This is a genomic window from Rhizobacter sp. P1_G5 (genome assembly GCF_056405435.1).
In genome coordinates, this window is the sequence record NZ_JBFUCB010001154.1 from 1 (window position 1) to 693 (window position 693).

A 693-nucleotide genomic window follows, 5' to 3' on the forward strand; every position below is an offset into this window, starting at 1 on the left:
ACCTGGCAGGGCATGGTCTACGTGGCCTTCGTGATCGACGTCTACGCGCGCTTCATCGTGGGCTGGCGGGTCAGCAGCTCCATGCGAACCGACTTCGTGCTCGACGCGCTGGAGCAGGCGCTGTACGCACGCAAGCCCGAGCGCGACGGGGCGCTGATCCACCACTCCGATCGCGGCTCGCAGTACGTCAGCATCCGCTACTCCGAGAGACTCGCCGAGGTCGGCATCGAGCCGTCGGTAGGCTCCAAGGGCGACAGCTACGACAACGCGCTGGCCGAGACGATCAACGGGCTGTACAAGACCGAGTTGATCCATCGGCGGGCGCCCTGGAAGTCCAAGGAAGCCGTCGAATTGGCCACGCTCGAATGGGTCTCATGGTTCAACCACCACCGGCTGCTCGAGCCCATCGGCTACATCCCGCCAGTCGAAGCCGAGGCAAACTACCACCGGCAACTCGCCACCCGTCAGGCCATCCCGGCCTGACTCACACCAACCGGCCTCCTCGAAAGCCGGGGCGATTCAGTATGGTCTTGGGACCCTTTGACGTGCTGTACGCCACCACTGGGGTTCGGCGACGGGAGTGCGCCCCTTCGAATTGCCGAATTCTCGAAGTCGCCTGCAGCCCATCCAGCACCGGCATTTGCGGGTCCATCAGGATGACGCCAAAGCTCCGTTCGCAGGCAAGGTGGACCG

The 693-nt window shown here is 64.4% G+C and carries 2 protein-coding genes; one reads left to right on the forward strand and one right to left on the reverse strand.

The genetic code is table 11. The features are described from left to right. A partial coding sequence (locus tag AC1D12_RS34685) for an IS3 family transposase (RefSeq protein ID WP_477845581.1) occupies positions 1–483 on the forward strand: 483 nt, incomplete at its 5' end. 1 nt (position 484) lies between these two features. Here the strand turns inward: AC1D12_RS34685 and AC1D12_RS34690 are convergent. After that, positions 485–693, reverse strand: a 209-nt coding sequence (locus AC1D12_RS34690; protein WP_477845582.1) for a response regulator, incomplete at its 5' end; no start/stop codon positions are given.